Source organism: Sphingomonas mangrovi (assembly GCF_047975845.1).
Taxonomy (GTDB): Bacteria; Pseudomonadota; Alphaproteobacteria; order Sphingomonadales; family Sphingomonadaceae; genus Sphingomonas.
On the sequence record NZ_JBIUCZ010000003.1, the window covers coordinates 26,656 to 43,878 of the forward strand.

The 17,223-nt window shown below is 68.6% G+C and carries 14 protein-coding genes; 6 read left to right on the top strand and 8 right to left on the bottom strand.

Annotated elements, in window-relative coordinates:
• Positions 1 to 3 precede the first annotated feature (3 nt).
• The 3 genes from ACBY01_RS02730 (at position 4) to ACBY01_RS02740 (ending at position 4,526) form a co-directional block, all read left to right on the top strand.
• The gene (locus ACBY01_RS02730; protein ID WP_416459231.1) at positions 4 to 2,505 is read left to right on the top strand and encodes a penicillin-binding protein 1A; all 2,502 of its coding nucleotides are present in this window, start codon (positions 4 to 6) and stop codon (positions 2,503 to 2,505) included.
• 114 nt (positions 2,506 to 2,619) lie between these two features.
• A complete protein-coding gene (gene prfB / locus ACBY01_RS02735) occupies positions 2,620 to 3,747 on the top strand; it encodes a peptide chain release factor 2 (protein ID WP_416459232.1) in 1,128 nt (375 codons plus the stop codon).
• A 38-nt stretch (positions 3,748 to 3,785) separates the two neighbouring features.
• Entirely contained in the window at positions 3,786 to 4,526 is a 741-nt protein-coding gene (locus tag ACBY01_RS02740) for a class I SAM-dependent methyltransferase (RefSeq protein WP_416459233.1), read from the top strand.
• Between the two features lie 4 nt (positions 4,527 to 4,530).
• Here the strand turns inward: ACBY01_RS02740 and ACBY01_RS02745 are convergent, their stop codons facing one another.
• A complete protein-coding gene (locus ACBY01_RS02745; protein WP_416459234.1) occupies positions 4,531 to 4,932 on the bottom strand; it encodes a JAB domain-containing protein in 402 nt (133 codons plus the stop codon).
• Positions 4,933 to 5,048: 116 nt separating this feature from the next.
• Between ACBY01_RS02745 and ACBY01_RS02750 the strand changes: the two genes are divergently transcribed.
• The 3 genes from ACBY01_RS02750 to ACBY01_RS02760 all read left to right on the top strand — a co-directional run bounded on the left by ACBY01_RS02750 (position 5,049) and on the right by ACBY01_RS02760 (position 7,320).
• Complete coding sequence (locus tag ACBY01_RS02750) at positions 5,049 to 5,843, top strand: thymidylate synthase (RefSeq protein WP_416459235.1); 795 nt, start codon at positions 5,049 to 5,051, stop codon at positions 5,841 to 5,843.
• Positions 5,840 to 6,307 carry a dihydrofolate reductase gene (locus ACBY01_RS02755; RefSeq protein ID WP_416459236.1) on the top strand — a complete coding sequence of 156 codons (468 nt, stop codon included), beginning with the start codon at positions 5,840 to 5,842 and terminating at the stop codon, positions 6,305 to 6,307. Before ACBY01_RS02750 ends, ACBY01_RS02755 begins: the two co-directional genes overlap by 4 nt.
• Before the next feature lie 83 nt (positions 6,308 to 6,390).
• Positions 6,391 to 7,320 carry a bifunctional riboflavin kinase/FAD synthetase gene (locus tag ACBY01_RS02760; RefSeq protein WP_416459237.1) on the top strand — a complete coding sequence of 310 codons (930 nt, stop codon included), beginning with the start codon at positions 6,391 to 6,393 and terminating at the stop codon, positions 7,318 to 7,320.
• A gap of 238 nt (positions 7,321 to 7,558) precedes the next feature.
• Here the strand turns inward: ACBY01_RS02760 and lpdA are convergent, their stop codons facing one another.
• The 7 genes from lpdA to zapE form a co-directional block, all read right to left on the bottom strand.
• Positions 7,559 to 8,953, bottom strand: a complete 1,395-nt coding sequence (gene lpdA / locus ACBY01_RS02765) for a dihydrolipoyl dehydrogenase (protein WP_416459238.1) — start codon at positions 8,951 to 8,953, stop codon at positions 7,559 to 7,561.
• Positions 8,954 to 9,084: 131 nt separating this feature from the next.
• On the bottom strand, positions 9,085 to 10,320 hold the full coding sequence (odhB, locus tag ACBY01_RS02770; protein ID WP_416459239.1) for a 2-oxoglutarate dehydrogenase complex dihydrolipoyllysine-residue succinyltransferase: 1,236 nt from the start codon (positions 10,318 to 10,320) through the stop codon (positions 9,085 to 9,087).
• Positions 10,321 to 10,370: 50 nt separating this feature from the next.
• Positions 10,371 to 13,349 (bottom strand): 2-oxoglutarate dehydrogenase E1 component, encoded by a 2,979-nt coding sequence (locus ACBY01_RS02775; RefSeq protein ID WP_416459240.1) that lies wholly within the window; start codon positions 13,347 to 13,349, stop codon positions 10,371 to 10,373.
• A 104-nt stretch (positions 13,350 to 13,453) separates the two neighbouring features.
• Positions 13,454 to 14,338 (bottom strand): succinate--CoA ligase subunit alpha, encoded by an 885-nt coding sequence (gene sucD, locus ACBY01_RS02780; protein WP_416459242.1) that lies wholly within the window; start codon positions 14,336 to 14,338, stop codon positions 13,454 to 13,456.
• Positions 14,339 to 14,375: 37 nt separating this feature from the next.
• Complete coding sequence (locus ACBY01_RS02785) at positions 14,376 to 14,663, bottom strand: GIY-YIG nuclease family protein (RefSeq protein WP_416459243.1); 288 nt, start codon at positions 14,661 to 14,663, stop codon at positions 14,376 to 14,378.
• Between the two features lie 98 nt (positions 14,664 to 14,761).
• Complete coding sequence (gene mdh, locus ACBY01_RS02790; protein ID WP_416459244.1) at positions 14,762 to 15,724, bottom strand: malate dehydrogenase; 963 nt, start codon at positions 15,722 to 15,724, stop codon at positions 14,762 to 14,764.
• Positions 15,725 to 16,057: 333 nt separating this feature from the next.
• Positions 16,058 to 17,176 carry a cell division protein ZapE gene (zapE, locus tag ACBY01_RS02795; RefSeq protein ID WP_416459245.1) on the bottom strand — a complete coding sequence of 373 codons (1,119 nt, stop codon included), beginning with the start codon at positions 17,174 to 17,176 and terminating at the stop codon, positions 16,058 to 16,060.
• Positions 17,177 to 17,223 lie beyond the last annotated feature (47 nt).

Below are 17,223 nucleotides of genomic sequence, written 5' to 3' on the forward strand. Positions count from 1 at the left end.
CCGATGAGTGCCGCTTCCGATCCCGTGACCGCCCGACCCGATGCCCCGCGCGAGCGTCGTCGCGACCGCTTTCGCCGGATCCGCCGGCGCTGGTGGTTCCGGCTGCTCGCCTGGGCCGCGCTGCTCGCCGGGCTGGCAATGGTGGCGGTGTGGTTCTTCCTGATCCGCACGCTGCCCTCGGTCGACGCGCTGCGCAGCTACGAGCCGCCGCTGCCGACCAACGTGCGCTCGATCGACGGCACGCCGATCCACAGCTATGCGCGCGAGCGCCGCGTCGAACTGTCCTACGCCGAATATCCGCCGCTGCTGGTCAAGGCATTCCTGGCCGCCGAAGACCGCACCTTCTTCGAGCATCACGGCGTCGACTATCCGGGCATCGCCAGCGCGATCCTGATCAACCTGCGCAACGACGGCCGCCCGATCGGCGCCTCGACCATCACTCAGCAGGTGGCCAAGAACCTGCTGCTCACCAACGAGGTGAGCTACGTCCGCAAGGCCAAGGAGGCGCTGCTCGCCTATCGCATCGAGGATGCGCTGACGAAGCAGCAGATCCTCGAACTCTACCTCAACCAGATCGCACTGGGCCGCAACGCGTTCGGCGTCGAGGCGGCGAGCCACGCCTATTTCGACAAGGACCTCGACCAGCTGTCGCTGGCGCAGATGGCGTATCTGGCGATCCTGCCCAAGGGGCCGTCCAACTACACGCCCGAGCGCGGCCACGACCGCGCGATCGCCCGGCGCAACTGGGTGCTGGGGGAGATGCTGCGCAACGGCTTCATCAACCAGGCGCAGCACGACGGCGCGGTGGCGCAGCCGCTCGGCACCAGCCCGCGGCAGACGCCACGGTTCGAGCGCGTCGGCGGCTATTTCATCGAGGAAGTGCGCCGCCAGCTGCTCGGCCGGCTGGGCGAGAACGAGAAGGACGGACCGCACAGCGTCTATGCTGGCGGGCTGTGGGTGCGCACCTCGCTCGACCCGCGCCTGCAGGGCTTCGCGCAGGAGGCGCTGCGCCGCGGGTTGATCCGCTATGATTCGGGGCGCGGCTGGTCCGGCGCGATCAACCATGTCGAGATCGATGGCGACCGCTGGCGCCAGGCGCTGCTCAACACCAACATCGGCCTCGACTACAGCGACTGGCGCGCCGGCATCGTCGTGTCGCGCGACGGCGGCCAGGCCGAGATCGGCTTCGCCGACGGCAGCACCGCGACGCTGCCGCGATCGGCGGCGCAGATGCCCAAGCGCGGCGGCGGCGGCACCGCCTTCGCGGCGCTCAAGGTCGGCGACATCATCGCGGTGGCGCCCGAGGGCGGGCACGTCGCGCTGCGCTCGATTCCCAAGGTGTCGGGCGGCATGGTGGTCGAGGAACCGCGCACCGGCCGCATACTGGCGATGCAGGGCGGGTTCGATTCGCGGCTGCAGGCGTTCAATCGTGCTACCCAGGCCAAGCGCCAGCCGGGATCGACGATCAAGCCGATCGTCTATTCGGCGGCGCTCGAAAAGGGGATGACCCCGGCGACGATCATCGCCGACGCGCCCTATTGCGTCGATCAGGGCGGGCGGCTGGGCACCAAGTGCTTCCGCAACTTCTCCGGCTCCTACGCCGGGCCGCACACGATGCGCTGGGGCATCGAGCAGTCGCGCAACCTGATGACGATCCGCGCGGCCGCGACCACGGGGATGAAGAACGTCACCGCGCTGATCGAGCGGCTGGGGGTGAGCGAGGGCCGCTATCCGCCCTACCTCTCTTATGCGCTGGGCGCGGGCGAGACGACGGTGGCGCGGATGGTCAACGCCTATTCGATCCTGGTGAACCACGGTCGCGCGCTCACCCCGTCGGTGATCGACTTCGTCCAGGATCGCCACGGAAAGGTGATCTGGCCGCAGGATTGGCGCGCGTGCGATCGCTGCAACGCACGCGATTGGGACGGCAAGGCGATGCCGCGGCCGCAAGTCCGCTCGCGCCAGCTGCTCGACGCGATGACCGCCTATCAGATGGTTCACATCACCGAGGGCGTCGTCCAGCGCGGCACCGCGGTGACGCTGCGCTCGCTCGACCGGCCGATGATGGGCAAGACCGGCACCAACAACGGCCCGACCGACGTGTGGTTCGTCGGCGGCACGCCGCAGATGATCGGCGGGCTCTACATCGGCTATGACACGCCGCGGAACCTGGGCGGCTCGGCGCAGGGCGGCACGCTCGCCGCGCCGATCTTCAAGGCGTTCGCGGAAAAGGCGTTCGAGGGGATGGAGAAGCTGCCCTTCACCGCGCCGGCCGGCGTGCGGATGGTGCGGATCGACCGCGGCAGCGGCAAGCCGGTCTACGGCGCCTGGCCCACCACCGAGCCCAAGGCATCGGTGATCTGGGAAGCGTTCAAGCCCGAGAGCGAGCCGCGCCGCCGCGCGCGCCGGTCGCAGGATGCGGCGCCGGTGCAGAAGGCCGCACCTGCCCCCGCCGCCGCCCCGCGCGACAGCGATTTCTTGCAAAGGGAGGGGGGCATTTACTAGGGCCCCGAACGAGGATCCCGGCCCCGGCCGGCACGTGTTTAGACCGATCTATTGAAGCGCCGCGGTCGCGGCCCGAGATTCCGGTACGGCCGGAACCAGGTGGAGTGAAGTTCGATGCGCGCCGAAGCGCAAGCCCATGTCGACAAGATCAACGACGCGCTGGCGCTGCTGCGCCGCTTCCTCGACTGGGACCGCGCGCTGCGCCGCCTGGACGAGCTGAACGCGCGCGTCGAGGACCAGAGCCTGTGGAACGACCCCAAGGCGGCGCAGGAAGTGATGCGCGAGCGGCGGCGGCTGGACGAGGCGATCACCGCGACCCGGGCGATCGAGCGCGAGCTGGCCGACACGGCCGAGCTGATCGAGATGGCCGATGCCGAGGGCGACGCCGAAATGGCGGACGAGGGTACGCAGAGCCTGGCCCAGCTGGCGGAACGCGCCGAGCAGGACAAGGTCAAGGCGCTGCTGTCGGGCGAGGCCGACGTCAACGACACCTATGTCGAGATCAACTCGGGCGCCGGCGGCACCGAGAGCCAGGACTGGGCCGGCATGCTCCAGCGCATGTACACGCGCTGGGCCGAGCGCAACGGCATGAAGGTGGAGCTGGTCGACTATCACGCCGGCGAGCAGGCGGGGATCAAGTCGGCGACGCTGCTGCTCAAGGGCGAGAACGCCTATGGCTACGCCAAGACCGAGAGCGGCGTGCACCGGCTGGTGCGCATCTCGCCCTATGACAGCGCGGCGCGGCGCCACACCAGCTTTTCGAGCGTGTGGGTCTATCCGGTGATCGACGACGACATCCAGGTCGAGATCAACGAGAGCGACCTGCGCATCGACACCTATCGCGCGTCGGGCGCGGGCGGGCAGCACATCAACACGACCGATTCGGCGGTGCGCATCACCCACCTGCCGACGGGGATCGTCGTGCAGTGTCAGAACCAGCGTTCGCAGCACAAGAACAAGGCGGAGGCGTACAACCAGCTGCGCGCGCGCCTCTACGAGCGGGAGCTGGCCGAGCGCGAGGCGGCGGCCAATGCCCAGAACGCGACCAAGACCGACATCGGCTGGGGTCACCAGATCCGCTCCTACGTGCTCCAGCCGTATCAGCTGGTGAAGGACCTGCGCACCGGCGTGACCTCCACCGCCCCCTCCGACGTGCTCGACGGCGCGCTGACCCCGTTCATGGCCGCGGCGCTGTCGCAGCGGGTGACGGGCGAGTCGGTCGAGGTGGAGGACGTCGACTGATCGGGCCGCGATCCTCGTTCCATCGGCGTTACCGCGCGGTGATCGGTGCGACCGCGCTCGCGCTGCTGCTCGGCGGCTGCGACGCGACCGAGCCCAAGCTGCCCGAGCGCAAGCCTGAGGCGAAGCCCGCCGACTTCCCCGCCGCCGACCGGCCGGTTGCGACCATCGTCTCGGCGCGCTGGTCGACCGAGGAGGCGCGCGACCGGCTCAACGAGGCCGAGGAAGTGATGGACGGCGCGGGCATCGCCAAGGGGATGACCGTCGCCGACATCGGCGCGGGCGAGGGCTATTACACGATCCGCCTGACCCAGCGCGTCGGCCCCGACGGGCGCGTGCTGGCCGAGGACATCGTGCCGGACGTGCGCGACGCCCTGGCGCAGCGCGTCGCGCGCGAGCGGCTCGACAATGTGAGCGTGCGGCTGGGCAAGGCCGACGATCCGCGGCTGCCGGCGGCGAGCTTCGACCGCGTGCTGATGGTGCACATGTACCACGAGATCGCCGAGCCCTACGCGTTCCTGTGGCACCTGCGGCCCTCGCTGCGTCCTGACGGGCTGGTGGTGGTGGTTGACGCGAACCGCGCGACGCAGAACCACGGCACGCCGCCCGCGCTGCTGCGCTGCGAGTTCGAGGCGGTGGGATACCGCCAGGTGGCGATGCGGCCGATGCCCTCTGCCGGCGGCTATCTCGCCGCCTTCCGCGCCGAAGGGCCGCGGCCGGAGCCCAAGGCGATCCGCCCGTGCCGCCTGTCCAGCCGCGCGGCGGCCGCGCAGCAAGGCTGATCCGCTACAACAGCCCCATCACGCGAAAGCTGGCGATGCCGTCGGACGCGACGACGAGATGGTCCAGCACGGCGATCTCGAGCGGGCGCAGCGTGCGCGCGAGCAGGCGGGTGGCGTCGATATCGGCGCGGCTGGGCGCGCTCGATCCGCGTGGGTGGTTGTGGCCGATCACCAGGCCGGACGCGCCGAACGCCAGCGCGTCGCTGACGATCCGGCGCAGCGGCAGGTCGACCAGATCGGCGCGGCGGGAGCGGGTGTAGCGGAGCGCGAGCATCCGCCGGTCGGCCGCGAGATAGGCGAAGGCGGCGATCTCCACGCGCTCGCGCGACAAGGGCGCGAACAGCCGCGAGGCATTCTCCCAATCGGAGAGGATGCGATCGTTGCGGAAAGGGCGCTGCGCGGCCATCGCGCCACGCTAGGGCCGCGCCGCGGTGCCCTGCGACGAAGCCAGACCGTAGTGGACGCGAGACTTTACTCCGAAATGGGCTGGATCAGCCCGTTGGTCCGCGGCTAGGTCATCCGATGCAGCAATATCTCGACCTGATGCAGCGCGCGCTCGACACGGGCGTGGAGACGATGGACCGTACCGGGGTCGGCACGCGATCGGTGTTCGGTCACCAGATGCGCTTCGATCTGGCGCAGGGCTTTCCGGTGCTCACCACCAAGAAGCTGCACCTGCGCTCGATCATCGTCGAGCTGCTGTGGTTCCTGCGCGGCGATACCAACGTGCGCTGGCTGCAGGAGCGGCGCGTCCGCATCTGGGACGAGTGGGCTGACGCTTCCGGCGATCTCGGGCCGGTATACGGCAAGCAGTGGCGCGACTGGGAGACGCCGGACGGCCGCCACCTCGACCAGATCGTCGAGCTGATCGCGACGCTGAAGGCGAACCCTGCGTCGCGGCGGATGGTGGTCTCCGCCTGGAATCCCGGCGACCTGCCGGCGATGGCGCTGGCGCCGTGCCACTGCCTGTTCCAGTGCCACGTCGCCAACGGTCGCCTGTCGCTGCAGCTCTACCAGCGCTCGGCCGACATCTTCCTGGGGGTGCCGTTCAACATCGCCAGCTACGCGCTGCTCACCCATCTGCTCGCCGACCAGTGCGGGCTGGAGGTGGGCGAGTTCGTGTGGACCGGCGGCGACTGCCACCTCTACCTCAACCACCTCGACCAGGCACGCGAGCAGCTGGCGCGGACGCCGACCGAGCTGCCGCGGCTGGAGATCCTGCGGCGGCCGGACGGCATCGACGGCTACGAACTGGAGGATTTCGTGCTGCACGACTATCGCGCGCAGCCGCACATCAAGGCACCGGTGGCGGTGTGATCGTCTTCCACCTCGCGCGCGCCGACAACGGCGTGATCGGGCGCGACGGGCAGCTGCCCTGGCGCCTCCCTGCCGATCTCCGCCGGTTCAAGGCGGGCACGATGGGCAAGCCGATGGTGATGGGGCGCAAGACGTTCGAGAGCTTTCCCAGCCCCCTGCCGGGGCGGCGGCACATCGTGCTGACGCGCGATCCGGGCTGGTCGGCACCCGGTGCGGAAGTCGCGCACGATCCCGAAGCGGCGCTGGCACTGGCGGGACCCGGCGAGGTGGCGGTGATCGGCGGCGCGGAGGTGTTCGCGCTGTTCCTTCCGCAGGCCGAGCGGATCGAGCTGACCGAGGTCCATGCCGCGCCGGAGGGCGACGCGGTGGTGCCGGGCTTCGACGGCTGGCGCGAGACGGCACGCGAGGACTTCGCCGCCGAGGGGGGGCGGCCGGCGTACAGCTTCGTGACGCTGGTGCGGTAGCAGAGCCGCGCAGGACGCGCGCCGGAGGGGCGGTTTCGCACGCACGGTTTGCCTGCGCGTCCGCTTTGCCTATAGCGCGGCGCATGGAGCGGCTGGACGGCGGCTCGGCGGTTCCCGCGAGCTTGCGCGGCGGAGTCGTCGCGCTCGGCAATTTCGATGGCTTTCACCTCGGCCACCAGGCGGTGGTGCGCCGCGCGGTGACGCGTGCGCGCGCCGAAGGGCGGCCGGCGATCGTCGCCACCTTTGACCCGCACCCGATCCGATATTTTCGCCCCGACGCGGCGCCGTTCCGCCTGACCAGCCTCGACCAGCGCCAGCGGCTGTTCGCCGACGCCGGCGCGGACGCGATGCTCGTGTTCCGCTTCGATGCCGACTTGGCGAGCCTGTCGGCGGCGGACTTCGTCGAGCAACGGTTGCGGGAGCTCGCCGGAGTCGGCGGGGTGGTGACGGGTGCCGACTTCACCTTCGGCAAGGGGCGCGACGGCAAAGTCGCGGTGCTGGCGGCGCTGGGCGCGGCGCAAGGCTTCTCCGTGGACACGGTCGCGCCGGTCGAGGACGCCGGCGGCCCCGTGTCGTCGAGCCGCATCCGCGCGCTGCTCCAGGCGGCGCGGCCGGCCGAGGCGGCGGCGCTGCTGACCCGGCCGTTCGCGGTCGAGGGCATCGTGGCACCGGGTGCGAAGCTGGGGCGGGAGCTGGGCTATCCGACCGCCAACCTGACGCTCGGCAGCTATCTGCGCCCCTCCTACGGCATCTATGCGGTGCGCGGGCGGCTCGACGACGGACGCGTTCTGGACGGGGTCGCCAACCTCGGCATCCGACCGATGATCGAGCCGCCGGTCGAACTGCTCGAGCCCTATTTCTTCGACTTCTCCGGCGACCTGTACGGACAGCGCATCGAGGTCGAGCTGATCGACTATCTGCGGCCGGAGTGGCGGTTCGACGATCTGTACGCGCTGAAGGCGCAGATCGCACGCGATTGCGACGATGCGCGGGCGGCGTTGGCGCGGCGGTAGCTGCCGGCCGCAGCTGGCCATAATTCGAGCGGACGCCGCGACCGAGTTGTCATAAGGCGGAACGCGAAGCGCCGTCTTACGAGTTTCGCCGGGTCATGACGGCCTCTCTGTAAAGCGTGACCGGCATAGCCGGGCCGTCAGCCAAGCGATGCTTCGTTCTGCACCCTTGCCGCCCGACGAAAAAACGGCGCCGGTGGGGTGCCACCGACGCCGTCTTCGATCCCGGTTGGGGAGCCGATCACATGTGGATCGGCTTGCCCTGCACGGCCATCGCCGCTTCCTTGATCGCCTCGCTGTGCGTCGGGTGCGCGTGGCAGGTGTAGGCGATGTCCTCGCTGGTGGCGCCGAACTCCATCGCCTGCGCCGCCTGGGCGATCATGGTACCAGCCACCGAGGTGATGATCCACACGCCCAGCACGCGATCGCTCTTGGCGTCGGCGATGACCTTCACGAAGCCGGCGGTGTCGTCGATCGCCTTCGCGCGGCTGTTCGCCATCATCGGGAACTTGCCGACCTTGATCTCGCCTTTTTCCTTGGCCTGCTCTTCGGTCAGGCCGACGCCGGCGATCTCCGGGTGGGTGTAGACGACGCTGGGGATGACGTCGTGGTTCACGATGCCGGTCTGGCCCGCGATGTTCTCGGCCACTGCGACGCCCTCGTCCTCGGCCTTGTGCGCGAGCATCGGGCCCGGGATCACGTCGCCGATCGCCCACACGCCGTCGACGGCGGTGCGGAAGTCGTGGTCGGTCTCGATCTGGTGACGCTGGTTGAGCTGCAGCCCGATCTTGTCGAGGCCGAGGCCTTCGGTGTTCGGGCGACGGCCGATCGCGACCAGCACGGCGTCGGCCTCCAGCGTTTCGGCAGCGCCACCGGCCGCCGGCTCGACCGTCACGGTCGCTCGGCCGCCGTCGACCGCCACGCCGGTGACCTTGGTCGAAAGCTTGAGCTCCATGCCCTGCTTCTTGAAGATCTTGGCGGCTTCCTTGCGGACTTCGCCATCCATGCCGGGCAGCAGCTGGTCGAGATATTCGACCACGGTCACCTTGGCGCCCAGGCGCTTCCACACCGAGCCGAGCTCCAGGCCGATCACGCCGCCACCGATGACGACGAGATGCTCCGGCACCTTCTCCAGCGTCAGCGCGCCGGTCGAATCGACCACGACCTTCTGGTCGATCTCCACGCCCGGCAGCGGAGTGACCGAGGAGCCGGTAGCGATGACGATGTTCTTGGCGGTGACGGTGCGGTCGCCGACCTGGACGGTGTGCGCGTCCTGGAAGGTGGCGAGGCCTTTCACCCACTCGACCTTGTTCTTCTTGAACAGGAACTCGATGCCGCCGGTGAGGCCGGTGACGGCCTTGTCCTTGTCGGCCATCATCGCCGACAGGTCGAGCTCGACCCCTGAGAACTTCACGCCATGCTTGGCGAGGACGCCGGACATCGCCTCGTCGAACTTCTCCGACGCGTTGAGCAGCGCCTTGGAGGGGATGCAGCCGACGTTGAGGCAGGTGCCGCCCAGCGTCTCGCGCGATTCGGCGCAGGCGGTCTTGAGGCCCAGCTGGGCCGCGCGGATCGCCGCGACATAGCCGCCGGGGCCGGCACCGATCACGAGAACGTCGAAGTCGTATTCAGCCATTTTCTTCTCTTTCTTGTGCTCCGGCGAAGGCCGGAGCCCAGTTTCGAGACGGAATCTGGTGCGCGTCTCGCTTCGTTACAAACCGGCCGCAACTGGACCCCGGCCTGCGCCGGGGACCGGTTGCACGGGACTTACAGGTCGATCAGCAGGCGGGTCGGATCCTCGATCGCGTTCTTGAGCGCGACGAGGAAGGTCACCGCCTCGCGGCCGTCGATGATGCGGTGGTCGTAGCTGAGCGCCAGATACATCATCGGGCGCACCACGACCTCTCCGTCGCGGACGACCGGGCGCTCCTCGATGCGGTGGAGACCCAGCACCGCCGACTGCGGCGGGTTGATGATCGGGGTCGACATCAGCGAGCCGAACACGCCGCCGTTGGAGATGGTGAAGGTACCGCCCTTCATCTCGTCCATCTTGAGCGCGCCTTCCTTGGCGCGCTTGCCGAAGTCGCCGATCGTCTTCTCGACCTGCGCCACCGACATCTGGTCGGCCGAGCGGATCACCGGCACGACCAGGCCCTGCGGCGCGGAAACCGCGACCGAGATGTCGGCATAGTCGTGATAGACGATCTCGTCGCCCTCGATGTAGGCGTTGACCGAGGGGATGTCCTTGAGGGCCATGCACGCGGCCTTCACGAAGAAGCCCATGAAGCCCAGGCGGACGCCGTGCTTCTTCTCGAACAGGTCCTTGTACTTGGTGCGCGCCTCGATGACGGCGGTCATGTCGACGTCGTTGAAGGTGGTGAGCAGCGCGGCGGTGTCCTGGGCTTCCTTCAGGCGGCGGGCGATGGTCTGGCGCAGGCGCGTCATCTTGACGCGTTCCTCGCGGCGCTCGCCACCCGCGGCGGCGGGCGCTGCGGCCGGAGCCTGGGTCGGCGCGGACGCAGGCGCTGCGGCCGGCTTGTTCGACGCGGCAGCGACGATGTCTTCCTTGGTCAGGCGACCGTCCTTGCCGCTGCCCTTCACGGTCGCCGGATCGACGCCATGCTCCAGGATCGCGCGGCGGACCGACGGCGACAGCGCGGCGGCGTCGACGTTGCCGCCGGCTTCCTGCTGCGCGGCGGCCGGGGCCGGCGCCGGTGCGGCGGTGCTGCCGGCTTCGGGGGCGGCGGTCTTGGCCGGGGCGCCGTCGCCCGCGTCGATCGTCGCGATCATCGCGCCGACCGAGACGGTGTCGCCCGGCTGGACGGCGTGCGCGCCCATCACGCCCGCGACGGGCGAGGGGACTTCGACCGACACCTTGTCGGTTTCGAGGCTGGCGATCGGCTCGTCGGCCTTCACCGGGTCGCCCGGCTGCTTCAGCCATTCGCCGAGCGTGGCTTCGGTGATCGATTCGCCCAGTACGGGAACAAGGACTTCGGTTGCCATTGGGTCTTCCTCTTGGTTCCCGCCGGGGGGACTCGGAGCTTCAGAAACGGTCAGGCGCCAGCCTTACCGGTGACACGATCGTCGTCGGACTTGCGCGTGCGGCGGATTTCCTCGCGCACGCTGTGGCCGAGCGCCTCGGCCACCAGCGCGCCCTGTTCCGCGGTGTGGCGCTTCATCAGGCCGGTCGCGGGAGAGGCGGCGGCGGCACGGCCGGCATAGCGGGCGCGCGACACGCGGGTGCCGGCCTTTTCCAGCGCTTCCTCGATCAGCGGCTCGACGAAGAACCAGTAGCCGTTGTTCTTCGGCTCTTCCTGCGCCCAGACGACCTCCTCGAGGTTCGGCATGCGCTTGAGGCGCTCGACCAGCGGCTCGCCCGGGAAGGGATAGAGCTGCTCGACGCGGACGATCGCGGTGTTGCGATCGCCGGCGGCGTCGCGCGCCTCGATCAGATCGAACGCGACCTTGCCGGTGCACAGCACCAGCCGCTTCACGTCCGTATCGGCCGGTGCCGACGGATCGGAGAGCAGGCGGCGGAAATGGCCGGCGTCGAGGAAGTCCTCCGCCTTGGACACCGCCATCTTGTGGCGGAGCAGCGACTTGGGAGTCATCACCACCAGCGGCTTGCGGAAGTTGCGGTGCATCTGGCGACGCAGCAGGTGGAAATAGTTCGCCGGCGACGTGACGTTGGCGACCTGCATATTGTCCTGCGCGCACAGCTGCAGGAAGCGCTCGGGGCGTGCGGAGCTGTGCTCCGGACCCTGGCCTTCGTAGCCGTGCGGCAGCAGCATCACCAGGCCGTTGGCGCGCAACCACTTGGCCTCGCCCGACGCGATGAACTGGTCGATCATGATCTGCGCGCCGTTGACGAAGTCGCCGAACTGCGCCTCCCACAGCACCAGCGTCTTGGGATCGGTCAGCGCATAGCCGTATTCGAACCCGAGCACGCCATATTCGCTGAGCGGCGAGTCGAGCACCTCGAAGCGGCCGTGCTGGATCTGCTGGAGCGGCACGTACTTGTGCTCGTCCTTCTGGTCGACCCAGACGGCATGGCGCTGCGAGAAGGTGCCGCGGCCCGAATCCTGGCCCGACAGGCGGACGCCGAAGCCTTCCGACAGCAGCGAGCCGAACGCCAGCGCCTCGGCCGTCGCCCAGTCGAAGCCCTCGCCCGCCTTGAACATCTGCCGCTTGGCATCGAGCACGCGGCCGAGCGTCTTGTGGATTTCCAGGTCGTCCGGAACCTCGGTCAGCGTGCGGCCGAGCGAGTCGAACAGCTTGGTCTCGATGCCCGTCTCGGCGGTGCGGCGCGCCGTCTCCGGATCGGCCGGCATGTGCAGGCCGGACCAGCGCCCCGCGAACCAGTCGGCGCGGTTGGGCTGGTAGCTCTTGGCGCTTTCGAACTCGCCTTCCAGCAGCGTCGTGAACTCGTGCGTCTTGCCGTCGACGAACGCCTGGTCGACCACGCCCTCTGCCTGGAGCCGCTTGGCGTAGATCTCCGAGACCGGCGGGTGGGTCTTGATCTTGGCGTACATCAGCGGCTGGGTGAACGAGGGCTCGTCGCCCTCGTTGTGGCCGAAGCGGCGGTAGCACCACATGTCGATGACGACGTCGCGCTTGAACGTCTGGCGGAACTCGATCGCCACCTTGCAGGCGAAGGTCACCGCCTCGGGATCGTCGCCGTTGACGTGCAGGATCGGTGCCTGGACGCCCTTGGCGACGTCCGACGGATAGGGCGAGGAGCGCGCGAACTGCGGGCTCGTCGTAAAGCCGACCTGGTTGTTGATGACGAAGTGGACGCAGCCGCCGGTGTTGTAGCCGCGGATGCCGGAGAAGCCGAGGCACTCCCAGACGATTCCCTGGCCGGCAAAGGCCGCATCGCCGTGGATGAGGACGGGCAGCACCTGCTCATGATCCGACAGGTCGTTGCGGACCGTCTGGATCGCGCGCGACTTGCCGAGCACGACCGGGTTCACCGCCTCGAGGTGCGAGGGGTTGGCGACCAGCGACATGTGGACGGTGGCGCCGTCGAAGCTGCGGTCGGTCGAGGTACCCAGATGGTACTTCACGTCGCCCGAGCCGCCGACGTCCTCCGGGTTGGCCGAGCCGCCCGAGAATTCGTGGAAGATCACGCGGAACGGCTTCGCCATCACGTTGGCGAGCACGTTCAGACGGCCGCGGTGGGCCATGCCGTAGACGATCTCACGCACGCCCATCTGGCCGCCGTACTTGATGACCGACTCGAGCGCCGGGATCATCGATTCACCGCCGTCGAGGCCGAAGCGCTTGGTGCCGACATACTTGCGGCCCAGGAACTTCTCCCACTGCTCGGCCTCGATGACCTTGGAGAGAATCGCCTTCTTGCCGTCGACCGTGAACTGGATGGCCTTGTCCTTGCCCTCCATGCGGTCCTGAAGGAAGCGGCGCTCCTCCACGTCGGCGATGTGCATATATTCGAGGCCGACGTTGCCGCAGTAGTTGGCGCGCAGGATCGTCACCAGCTCGCGGATCGTCGCGGTCTCCAGGCCCAGCGCGCCGCCCAGATAGACGGGACGGTCGATCTCGCTGTCCGGGAAGCCGTGGTATTCGGTCTTGAGATCCTCGGGCAGCTCGCGGTGCGGCGAGAGGCCGAGCGGATCGAGGTTCGCCGCGAGATGCCCGCGCACGCGATAGGTGCGGATCAGCAGCTGGGCGCGGATGGCGTCGCCGGCCGCCTTAGCGATGTCGGCGGTGGAGGCCTGCGCGGGGGCTGCGGCCGGCGCCGGTGCGGGCTTGCCGCCGCCCTTCGCGGGCTTGGGCGCCGGCTCCATCTGGGTCGGGTCGAGCGCGGCGGTCAGCGCATCGGTGTCGGTCAGCGGCCAGCGCTTGCTCTGCCAGCTGGGGCCGGAGACCGCGCCTTCCAGCCCGTCGAACCACTGGCGCCAGCCAGCGTCGACGCTGGCGGGATCCGCTTTGTAGCGGGTGTAGAGCGTCTCCACGAACGCCGGGCTGACGCCGGCTGCGATATCGGAGAAGTCCTGGCCTTCGTAGCCCATGATGCGTCCTGTCCGTCCGTTCGTCCCGACCTAGTCGAGGGACGTGCCGCGCGCCCCGGCGTGTCCGTGCGACACGCGCGAGATGGGAACGCGCGGCGCTGTCTTTAACCCTTCAGCACTTCCAGCAGCGTCGAGCCGAGCTCGCTGGGGGAAGCAGCGACCTTGATGCCGGCCGCTTCCATCGCCGCGATCTTGTCCTCGGCGCCGCCCTGGCCGCCCGAGACGATCGCGCCGGCATGGCCCATGCGGCGGCCCGGAGGTGCCGTGCGGCCGGCGATGAAGCCTGCCATCGGCTTCTTGCGCCCGCGCTTCGCCTCGTCCTTGAGGAACTGCGCGGCTTCTTCCTCGGCCGAGCCGCCGATCTCGCCGATCATGATGATCGACTCGGTCGCGTCGTCGGCCAGGAACAGCTCGAGCACGTCGATGAAGTTGGTGCCGTTGACCGGATCGCCGCCGATGCCGACCGCAGTGGTCTGGCCGAGGCCGGCGTTCGAGGTCTGGAACACCGCCTCATAGGTGAGGGTGCCCGAGCGCGAGACGACGCCGACCGACCCCTTCTTGAAGATCGAGCCCGGCATGATGCCGATCTTGCACTCGCCCGGCGTCAGCACGCCCGGGCAGTTCGGGCCGATCAGGCGCGACTTCGAACCCGACAGCGCGCGCTTGACGCGGACCATGTCGAGCACCGGAATACCCTCGGTGATGGCGACGATCAGCGGGATTTCCGCGTCGATCGCTTCCAGGATCGAATCGGCGGCGAATGGCGGCGGCACGTAGATCACCGACGCGTCGGCGCCGGTCTTCGACTTGGCTTCGGCGACGGTGTTGTAGACCGGCAGGCCGAGATGCTCGGTGCCGCCCTTGCCCGGCGTCACGCCGCCGACCATCTGCGTGCCGTATTCCAGCGCCGCCTTGGTGTGGAAGCTGCCGGTTTCGCCGGTCATCCCCTGGGTGATGACCTTGGTGTTCTTGTTGACGAGGATGCTCATTCGTCGGTCGCTCCTTGGCGCGCCATCGGCGTCGGTGTCAGATCAGCTGGTCGAAAAGGTCTTCCCATTGCGGGTTGTGGTCTTCAATCAGCTTCAGCTTCCAAGCCCGATTCCACTTCTTGATCTGCCGTTCGCGCAAGCGAGCCTCTTGCAGGTCGTCGTGCGGTTCATACCAAACCAGAAGCGTGCAACCGTGCTCGCTTGTAAAACCATCGATCGCCGCGGTGCGATGCTGCCAGGTCCGCTGGACCAGGTTGCTCGTGCATCCGACGTAGATCGTTCCGTTCCGTCGGCTTGCTACGATATAGACGTAGCCGACCTTCATTTTCGATCTCCACGTGCTCCCGCGCAGGCGGGAGCCTAGAGCCACAAGCGGTAGCGCCTGTGGCTCTGGACCCCCGCCTGCGCGGGGGTACGCTGTACTCAGCTCAAGCTGGCGTCGATGCCCTTGCACGCGACCAGCAGTTCCTTGACCGCGTCGACCGAGACGGTGAGGTTCGCCTTCGCTTCCTCGGACAGCGTGATCTCGATCACCTTCTCGACGCCGTCCTTGCCGATGACGATCGGCACGCCGACGTAGAGGTTGTCCACGCCGTACTGGCCCGTCAGATGGGCGGCGGCCGGCAGGACGCGCTTCTTGTCGAACAGATAGCTCTCCGCCATCGCGATCGCCGAGGTGGCGGGCGCGTAGAAGGCCGAGCCGGTCTTCAGCAGACCGACGATCTCGCCGCCGCCGGAGCGGGTGCGCTGGACGATCGCGTCGATGCGCTCTTTGGTGGAGAAGCCCATCTCGATGAGGTCGGTGACGGGGATGCCCGACACGGTCGAATATTCGAGGACGGGAACCATCGTGTCGCCGTGGCCGCCGAGCACGAAGCTGTTCACGTCCTTGACCGAGACGTCGAACTCGTCGGCGAGGAAGTGGCTGAAGCGTGCCGAGTCGAGCACGCCGGCCATGCCGACGACCTTGTTGTGCGGCAGGCCCGAGAATTCGCGCAGCGCCCACACCATCGCGTCGAGCGGGTTGGTGATGCAGATCACGAACGCGTCGGGAGCGTTGGCCTTGATGCCCTCACCGACGGCCTTCATGACCTTGAGGTTGATGCCGAGCAGGTCGTCGCGGCTCATGCCCGGCTTGCGGGCGACGCCGGCGGTGACGATGATGACGTCCGCGCCCGCGATGTCGGCATAGTCGTTCGAGCCGGTGATCTTGGCGTCGAAGCCCTCGACCGGGCCGCACTGGCTGAGGTCGAGCGCCTTACCCTGGGGGACGCCTTCGACCACGTCGAACAGGACGATGTCACCGAGGTTCTTGAGGGCGGCGAGGTGGGCGAGCGTGCCGCCGATGTTGCCGGCGCCGATGAGCGCGATCTTCTTGCGGGCCATGTATCCTCCCGTTGAGATGCAGCGGTTCGAACGGAACCGCAGTCGCGCGGGGCATTACCCGGTTTGGCGAGTCCGAACAACCCGCAAAGCCGGCTATCTTTGCAACTGCGAACCATGTGCAATAAGGGAAGTCGCCCCCGGAAATCCGAAGCTCGCTGGCGGGTTAACAACGCGCGGGGGTAGGATCGGTTGCCTCCGTGGAGGGGTGAGCTACGGGCCCTCTGCCCAGTTCGTCATGCTGACGAAAGTCAGCATTCAGACGCGCTGCCTTGGTGGACTCCACGACCGTTGCGGCAATGGATCCTCACTTTCGTCAGGGTGACGAGGGGGGCGTCAGTCGGTTTCGCCCTCGCCGTGGCCGGCGGCGAGATAGGCTTCCGAGCGCATCTCGTTGAGGCGCGACACGGTGCGCTCGAACTCGAAGGCGCCGTCGCCCTGTTCGTAGAGGTGTTCCGGGACCGCGTCGGCGGCGGCGAGCAACTTGACCTTGTGCTCGTAGAGCGCGTCGACCAGCGTGACGAAGCGTGCCGCCTCGTTGCGGTTCTCCGGCCCCAGCCGCGGGATGCCGACGAGGATCACGGTGTGGAAATGGCGCGCTACGGCGAGATAGTCGGAGGCGCCGCGTGCCTCGCCGCACAGCCGCTTGAAGCTGAACACCGCGACGCCCTTGAGTGCCTTGGGCACGTGGAGCGTGCGGCCGCCGTGCACCGCCAGTTCCTCGCTCGGCACGTGCTCGCGGTCCTCGACCGGATAGTCGGTGAGGCGGAAGAAGGCGGCGGAGAGCTTGGCGGTCGCCTCGGCACCGTTGGGCACCAGCCAGGTGTCCATGTTCCCCAGCCGGTCGCGGCGATAGTCGACGGGGCCGTTGAGCGGCATCACGTCGAGCCGCGCCTTCAGCAGCGCGATGAACGGCAGGAAGCTCTGTCGCTGAAGCCCGTTCTTGTAGAGATCGTCGGGCGGGCGGTTGGAGGTCGCGACCACGGTCAGCCCGTGGGTCATCATCTCGCTGAACAGGCGGGAGAGCACCATCGCGTCGGCGGTGTTGTTGATCACCATCTCGTCGAAGGCGAGCAGCCGCAGCCCCTCGGCCATCGCCGCGGCGACCGGCAGCACCGGATTGCCCGCCTCGCGCTTGCGCTCGACGTTGAGGCGATCGTGCACCTCCAGCATGAACTCGTGGAAGTGGACGCGGCGCTTCTCGCGAATGTCGACGCAGTGGAACAGCAGGTCCATCAGCATCGACTTGCCGCGCCCGACGCCGCCCCACAGATAGACGCCACGCGGGGAAGGGGTGTGCCGGCCGGTCAGCCGCGCCAGCAGCCCGCGCGAGGGCGGCGACTCGAGTTCGGCGGCGAGGCGGTCGAGCCGCGCCGCGGCGGCGCGCTGATCGGGATCGGCACGCAACTCGCCGCACGCGACGAGCGAATCATATCGGGCGAGCACCTGGGTCACGCATCACTCTCCCGCACCGGCCGGTTCGTGCGCAGTCGGGACCAGTG

Excerpts from the sequence above, each read along its gene's own strand:
- ACBY01_RS02730 (WP_416459231.1), top strand. The coding sequence starts at position 4 with ATGAGTGCCGCTTCCGATCCCGTGACCGCCCGACCCGATGCCCCGCGC.
- prfB (WP_416459232.1), top strand. The coding sequence starts at position 2,620 with ATGCGCGCCGAAGCGCAAGCCCATGTCGACAAGATCAACGACGCGCTG.
- ACBY01_RS02745 (WP_416459234.1), bottom strand. The coding sequence starts at position 4,932 with ATGGCCGCGCAGCGCCCTTTCCGCAACGATCGCATCCTCTCCGATTGG.
- ACBY01_RS02750 (WP_416459235.1), top strand. The coding sequence starts at position 5,049 with ATGCAGCAATATCTCGACCTGATGCAGCGCGCGCTCGACACGGGCGTG.
- ACBY01_RS02760 (WP_416459237.1), top strand. The coding sequence starts at position 6,391 with ATGGAGCGGCTGGACGGCGGCTCGGCGGTTCCCGCGAGCTTGCGCGGC.
- lpdA (WP_416459238.1), bottom strand. The coding sequence starts at position 8,953 with ATGGCTGAATACGACTTCGACGTTCTCGTGATCGGTGCCGGCCCCGGC.
- odhB (WP_416459239.1), bottom strand. The coding sequence starts at position 10,320 with ATGGCAACCGAAGTCCTTGTTCCCGTACTGGGCGAATCGATCACCGAA.
- ACBY01_RS02775 (WP_416459240.1), bottom strand. The coding sequence starts at position 13,349 with ATGGGCTACGAAGGCCAGGACTTCTCCGATATCGCAGCCGGCGTCAGC.
- sucD (WP_416459242.1), bottom strand. The coding sequence starts at position 14,338 with ATGAGCATCCTCGTCAACAAGAACACCAAGGTCATCACCCAGGGGATG.
- ACBY01_RS02785 (WP_416459243.1), bottom strand. The coding sequence starts at position 14,663 with ATGAAGGTCGGCTACGTCTATATCGTAGCAAGCCGACGGAACGGAACG.
- mdh (WP_416459244.1), bottom strand. The coding sequence starts at position 15,724 with ATGGCCCGCAAGAAGATCGCGCTCATCGGCGCCGGCAACATCGGCGGC.